General features: G+C 41.7%; 8 protein-coding genes. 3 read left to right on the top strand and 5 right to left on the bottom strand.

What is annotated here, in order from left to right; genetic code table 11:
* Positions 1 to 352: 352 nt before the first annotated feature.
* The 4 genes from CKO50_RS14255 to CKO50_RS14270 all read right to left on the bottom strand — a co-directional run bounded on the left by CKO50_RS14255 (position 353) and on the right by CKO50_RS14270 (position 3,367).
* The gene (locus CKO50_RS14255; RefSeq protein WP_095728692.1) at positions 353 to 1,894 is read right to left on the bottom strand and encodes a contractile injection system protein, VgrG/Pvc8 family; all 1,542 of its coding nucleotides are present in this window, start codon (positions 1,892 to 1,894) and stop codon (positions 353 to 355) included.
* 294 nt (positions 1,895 to 2,188) lie between these two features.
* Positions 2,189 to 2,764, bottom strand: a complete 576-nt coding sequence (locus CKO50_RS14260; RefSeq protein ID WP_095728693.1) for a hypothetical protein — start codon at positions 2,762 to 2,764, stop codon at positions 2,189 to 2,191.
* Positions 2,761 to 3,048: a hypothetical protein gene (locus CKO50_RS14265; RefSeq protein WP_095728694.1), complete on the bottom strand. Its 288-nt coding sequence runs from the start codon at positions 3,046 to 3,048 to the stop codon at positions 2,761 to 2,763. The genes CKO50_RS14260 and CKO50_RS14265 overlap by 4 nt, the downstream gene beginning before the upstream one ends.
* Before the next feature lie 67 nt (positions 3,049 to 3,115).
* The gene (locus CKO50_RS14270) at positions 3,116 to 3,367 is read right to left on the bottom strand and encodes a helix-turn-helix transcriptional regulator (RefSeq protein ID WP_045962041.1); all 252 of its coding nucleotides are present in this window, start codon (positions 3,365 to 3,367) and stop codon (positions 3,116 to 3,118) included.
* A 282-nt stretch (positions 3,368 to 3,649) separates the two neighbouring features.
* On the opposite strand from CKO50_RS14270, the gene CKO50_RS14275 reads away from it, so the two are divergent.
* Positions 3,650 to 4,003 (top strand): hypothetical protein, encoded by a 354-nt coding sequence (locus CKO50_RS14275; RefSeq protein ID WP_095728695.1) that lies wholly within the window; start codon positions 3,650 to 3,652, stop codon positions 4,001 to 4,003.
* 321 nt (positions 4,004 to 4,324) lie between these two features.
* On the opposite strand, the gene CKO50_RS14280 is transcribed toward CKO50_RS14275, so the two are convergent.
* The gene (locus CKO50_RS14280) at positions 4,325 to 4,564 is read right to left on the bottom strand and encodes a helix-turn-helix domain-containing protein (RefSeq protein ID WP_095728698.1); all 240 of its coding nucleotides are present in this window, start codon (positions 4,562 to 4,564) and stop codon (positions 4,325 to 4,327) included.
* Between the two features lie 183 nt (positions 4,565 to 4,747).
* Between CKO50_RS14280 and CKO50_RS14285 the strand changes: the two genes are divergently transcribed.
* Together CKO50_RS14285 and CKO50_RS14290 are read left to right on the top strand one after the other, a co-directional pair.
* Positions 4,748 to 4,945: a hypothetical protein gene (locus CKO50_RS14285; RefSeq protein ID WP_095728696.1), complete on the top strand. Its 198-nt coding sequence runs from the start codon at positions 4,748 to 4,750 to the stop codon at positions 4,943 to 4,945.
* Between the two features lie 196 nt (positions 4,946 to 5,141).
* Positions 5,142 to 5,653: cold-shock protein (locus tag CKO50_RS14290; RefSeq protein ID WP_095728697.1), on the top strand; the 512-nt coding region annotated here is incomplete at its 3' end.

Below are 5,653 nucleotides of genomic sequence, written 5' to 3' on the forward strand. Positions count from 1 at the left end.
TTACCACTTGAGTCAATGCTGATTTCACTGCCACCATTGGCAAGGGTGAGGTTGCCAGAGCCACTGCCTTTTACTGTGATATTGCCTTGGCTTTGAATGATTTGACTTCCCGCGGGAGCGGTGATGGTAAGATTGTTGTCTGCCTTGAGGTTTATATCGCTTTGGATAACACTGCGATGGCTGCGACCCGCCTTAAGGGTGATATTTTGTTTGGCGCTGACGTCAATTTGATTGGCGGTGACGTCTAGGTTGGTTGCTGCATCAGCAATCACCGACTTTTTACTCTCCAGTNGCCAGTTGTTGTTTGGCGCTGGCAATAAAGGTTTTATTGGTGAGTAGTCGAATTGCACTTTTAACACTGCCAAGTTGTATGTCTTTGGCTGCAAAAATNATTCATCGCGCCAAGTTGTGCAAGCCAGTGAATATAAGGCTGCTTTTTATCCCCATGTAACACCAAGTGCTGGTTGCCCGCTAAGGTTTGCAGCACAATATGCGGGGTATTTAGAGTGTCATCAAACATCAATAGGTTTTGGCCGCGAGAGCACAACACGTTTTGGGTGTTATTGGCGCTAGTAACAACAGACGGTTGGGTGTCGTTAAGGGCAAAGCCTAACAGGTAACTTTGGTCAGGGTCGTTGTTCATACAACCGATGAGCACATTACTGTCTGGCAGCAGTGGAAAGTGTAACCCCGTAGGTTGTTTTTGGCCGCGACAGGCATATTGTGTGAGGCGCTTTACTGATTCAGTCACCTGACTATCAAAATGTACTTGTGTGGCATATTGCCCTTGTGCATCTAAGTGAGGATTAGCCTTTGACCCCGACAGCGAGCGCACTGTGGCGGTAAACACCATCGGCTTGGGGCTATGCTCTGGGGGCGCGATACGTATTGGCTCACCCCGAGGTACACACACCGACTCGCTATGATATGCAACTTGCTTAGGGTCATTGGCACTGCCTTGCTTATAAATCTGTTTACTGCGAATACAGGTATAATCGCCACCTTTCGCTGTGCCCAATTTACCATTTAACGAAAACGAATAACCGGCATTGGCTTCAGCTACGTTCCCTACCAACGTGACTTCATTTTTACCTTGTTGATAGGCAAGCTCGAGATTGCCTGTGCGTTCAAATTGCTCAGCGGGATTTTGTGCAGCAGGCTCAAAATAGCTACGCTGGGCCGAGCTGACCGAGGTTGGTGGATGGGCATTCATATGCACTTGTGAGCCACCCATTCTAAAACGATGGCGGCTTTGGCACTGCGTAAACCCAACAAAGCCAGTTTCATGCTCGTGAACCAGACCATCTTTATCCGTTACCGATAGCAAGCCTCGTTCAATATACGGGCTTGCAAGATTCCCCTCGGCAATCACTATCGACTCAATAAAATCATGGCATTCAAACCAATAAATTAAGCCGTACTTTGCTAAGAGTCGGGTGAAAAAGGTGTAGTCGTTTTCTAGTGCTTGTACGCACTGCGGTAGCGTGGGTAAATCTTTAGTGACTCGCCATTTTATCCGGTCTTGTGAATAGCCGGCTTTTTGTATCAACTTGTTGAGGACAGATTGGACATTGGCTTGTACAAAGATTTGGCTTTTTTCTGTTTGCTTAAGTAACTCAAGGCGAGGCTTTAAGACTACCTCTGCACCACTGGTGTGCTCAGACACAAAACCAGATTGGATATCAAACAAAGTCCCAGTGAAATACGTTGATATTGCATCGGGCGATTCAATTTCAAACGTGAGCATATTGCCGACGAGTAATTCATCAGCCAGGTCAAATTGGGATTCTAGATTCGCTTTGAGTAAAAAGCCGCTATTGATACAGGTCGTGAGTTCAAAATCGACGACATGTACAGGATGGTTAGTACCATACACCACAATCCTTGTTTGCATTTTTTATGTCCACTGTTGTTGGTTAAAGCCGTTCCACCAATACGCGGTACTACTTCCTTAGAACACGTAATGGGCTACTTCTAATACTTTATCATGTATATAAATCAATCTACACCCAAACTTTACTCTTTTCTCTCAGGTAGGTCAGGACTAGTTACTCCACCGCCTGCTGCTCCTGTTATTTTTTTAGCTATATCACTGGGTAACAATATCATGAGAATTCTCCAATTTTAATAAAAGTAACCTCTGCACGTTATGTGATAGTACAAAGCTAATTCACTCCGAGCCATGCTCTCACATTGAGCTGCTGCGACTTGTAGAGTCACGACGAGTATAGAAACCACGATAAGCATCAATGACTAATGAAAATACAACCAGCACGGAAAGAATAGTGAGTATGTGCATCAAACTTGGGTACACGTTATAGATAAACATTGGGTTAAAGTCAGTTAGCTTTCTGAACCCTCGCTCTATAAGGGACGCAGTTTGAATGAGAGCAGCACTTGCTAAAATGAGTATGTAAGTGAGCTCATTTGGTGTTAGGGAAAAGTCTTTTGCACTTTTTTGTGCAAAGCGACTGATAAAGCTTAAGTTGAACTGCGCTATATAGTTTGCAATCTGTTTGCGTTTTATGATGAGCGCCATCAAAAGCAAATTTTGCGTCGCCATTATAAAGTAAAACCATCCGCCCAGCTTTAAAGCAGGTTCATACAGTGCAATGTCTAATGTGCGTGCAAATAAAATATTGACTGCTAACCACTGAACATTAGGGCTGTCTTTACTTAGAAAGACTGAAATTATCAAAACCACCCAAATCGAAATATTGATTAGGTGGTTATTTTCCATTATGACTTGATATAGCGTACTCATGATTTCTCGTTGCTAGATTTAAAGTAAGGCGTTTGTATCGCACCTTCCACTTGTTGAGGATCAACTTGACCGCCTCCACCACCCGCTACACCGCCAGAGCCTGTAATTAGTCGCAAGTACTTGTGAGAAATGATTTGTACTACAGAGGTCGCTATATTGTCCCTTCCTTGCCTAGGGTTAATTTGAGCACTATCACCGACCACACCACTAGAACCGATAATACTGCCTAAGTGTTCGTCAGGAAGTAATTGTTTTGAGATGTAATTAGGTTCTTTTTTATACACTTTGTATTCCTTATGTTAATAACATTTGTATGCATAGTGTAACAATCTTGATTGCAAATTGCGCTATTTAATCGAGGTTGGTATCGGTATCACCAAGTTCATCATTACTGCTTTTTTTTCGCTTTGGTAGTAAAGACTTGGGGTTCAATCCACAAACAATGTACATTCTAATTACTTGGTTTAAATCCGGTGTTGTCAGGCCGCTCTCCCAGTTGTAGATGGTTTGTTTTGAAACGCCCATCTTCTTTGCAAACTGAATTACAGAGTATCCTGCGGCAAACCTCAGTTGCTGTACTAAACTGCTTGCTTTAATTGTCATTTATCTTTTCCCTTAGGGTACTCCATTAATATTCTTTTACTAACAATGACAACGCTATAGTCCTGCCTGAGCCTTGTTTGTGTATTTTGTGTTAAACAAATGAAACGGTCAAGTGTAAAAATCTGAAACAGTCTAAGCTTTTGGACTCATACCTTTGTAAGATCTGACACTAGTAAGGAACAGTAAGGCGCTGTACTTGAAGTAACGCACACTGAAAAAGCAATGCGTTACGCACATCACGTTCCTTTTTGGCATTTTCAGCATATTTAAAAGGACAGCAACATGAGAAAACGTAAGACTGAAACGTTTGAAACAAGCATGACGCAAATTGGTGAGCCCGAGAGTTCAACTGATTTAAGCACCATGAAGCTACGCGTTGAGACTCAAGACGCAATCGAAATTACATCCTTCAGATTACTCATCTATATTTTATCTGGAAAGTGTTCTTTTTTTAGTCTCTCTGGACTGCATCAAGATACTAAGTGCCCATTATGTGCGTTAGCGTATCGCCAACGTGAGCAAAATGGTACACAACGAAAACGTATAGCTGACAAGCAAAACGGACAGATAAACCAACGATCCAAACCGCACAAAATGCTATGGCAGGCACAAGACTGGGGGAAATATTTAGAGTGACTTTGCGTTATTCACCTAAAACTCTGTGAACACCAAGCGATTTTGACGTAATCACGGTGTTGTTGCCTAAATCATAAAACTTCTCAAGCTTAAATAGATCTCAGCTAGTAATCTTTTAGAGAGTGCTATTTTCATCTAAATTACTCGTTTTTGTTTCGCAAATCATCCTCGTTTTCACAACCACACTCATGCTCTTTTTCAAGGCATATGGGGCACCGGTAACATTCACAGTTGCTTTGCATTTGTTCACAAGCATCACAAATTTTGTCTAGGGGATCCATAAAACTCCTTGGTTATCGTGTAAAAGCTAACTGAGATGAGCTAACGCTTTTTGTTTAATGTTTGTGTGCTATTTAGTCTTTCCGCCACCAGCCATAACTCGGAAGGTAGGCATTTTAACCCTTTAGCAATTTTCCACACTGAAATGATAGTTGCTTTGGCTTCACCACGCTCAATACCTGATACAAAAGAACGTGCCAAACCAGATTGTTCCGCAAGATCCTCTTGAGTCAATCCAATTTCAACTCTTTTTACTTTTATTGCTTTGCCAAAGGCGTTCATTACCGAAGACTCATCGTGGACATCCATCAACTAGCTAAGCTCTTTTATTATTCTACTCGCTGTAAATTGTCCTTGTTAACCACTAGATAAACCACTCACTATGATATACATTATAACCTCTATAGAGGTTATTTTGTGTTTAACCTTTATCTATTGAACGTTATATCAATTAAAGGAGTTGTTATGTCTACGGTAAAAGTTATGTCAATTATTGGCATGGTATTGTTCCCATTATGTTTTGTTTTCGCATCAGCGTTTGCAGAGAGTGATGTTGAAGCTGCAATTGGTTGGGGGATCATTGGGGCAATGTATGGGTTGGGTTATTCGATCACGACTTTTGTAAAGCTTAAAAAAGAAAGCGAGCGTGTGGCTGAAGCTTGATTGATGATACATAAATGGAGAGGATAAAGCCTTTCCATTTATGCATCTTTGATAGTTGTGAACTAAGCTGAAATGGGAGCAAAAGTGACTGAGTTACTATTGGCAAGTAACATTTTTAGCAGATGGGTTCTACTTAGTTTGCTATCTCAGTTACTTAGCGAACAAGGTATTTTGACGATTAAAAGTGAGGGGAGTTATGGCACAAGGGAAAGTTAAATTTTTTGACAAGAAAAAGGGTTTTGGCTTTATTAATCGACCAAACCAACCTGACCTATATTTTAACAAGCATAGTCTGGTCAATCAGAATACATACCCAAACAGTGGTGATACTGTTTCATATAGTGTTGAAACAGGGATCATAGGGAGTGAAAATCAAGCAGCGAATGTCGCTATAGAGAAAAGAGTGGCAAAAAGTCACTCTAAAACTACGTACTACGGTAAACCACAATATAGACGTGATACAAGGACGGTTCCAAGTTTATCAGTAAGGGCCGGCATGGCATTTTTTGAGGATCATCCAGGCTGGGCTATTCTGGGAGCTATCGCTGGAGAGTGTATTGAACGAAAGTTGGGGGGAGGCACACGGTTTGTTGAAGGAGAAGTTATTAGAACAACATCAACTAAGAAGTGCAAAAGGTGTGGTGGTGATGGACACCCAACAGGTAATGGTGGGTATCAATGCGAGGACTGTAAAAGGTTTTGGGTTTA

The sequence above is a fragment of the Pseudoalteromonas sp. HM-SA03 genome, assembly GCF_002289345.1.
Classification (GTDB): domain Bacteria; phylum Pseudomonadota; class Gammaproteobacteria; order Enterobacterales; family Alteromonadaceae; genus Pseudoalteromonas.

Coding starts and splice junctions, on each gene's coding strand:
- CKO50_RS14260 (WP_095728693.1), bottom strand. CDS start 2,764: ATGAGTACGCTATATCAAGTCATAATGGAAAATAACCACCTAATCAAT.
- CKO50_RS14270 (WP_045962041.1), bottom strand. CDS start 3,367: ATGACAATTAAAGCAAGCAGTTTAGTACAGCAACTGAGGTTTGCCGCA.
- CKO50_RS14275 (WP_095728695.1), top strand. CDS start 3,650: ATGAGAAAACGTAAGACTGAAACGTTTGAAACAAGCATGACGCAAATT.
- CKO50_RS14280 (WP_095728698.1), bottom strand. CDS start 4,564: ATGAACGCCTTTGGCAAAGCAATAAAAGTAAAAAGAGTTGAAATTGGA.
- CKO50_RS14285 (WP_095728696.1), top strand. CDS start 4,748: ATGTCTACGGTAAAAGTTATGTCAATTATTGGCATGGTATTGTTCCCA.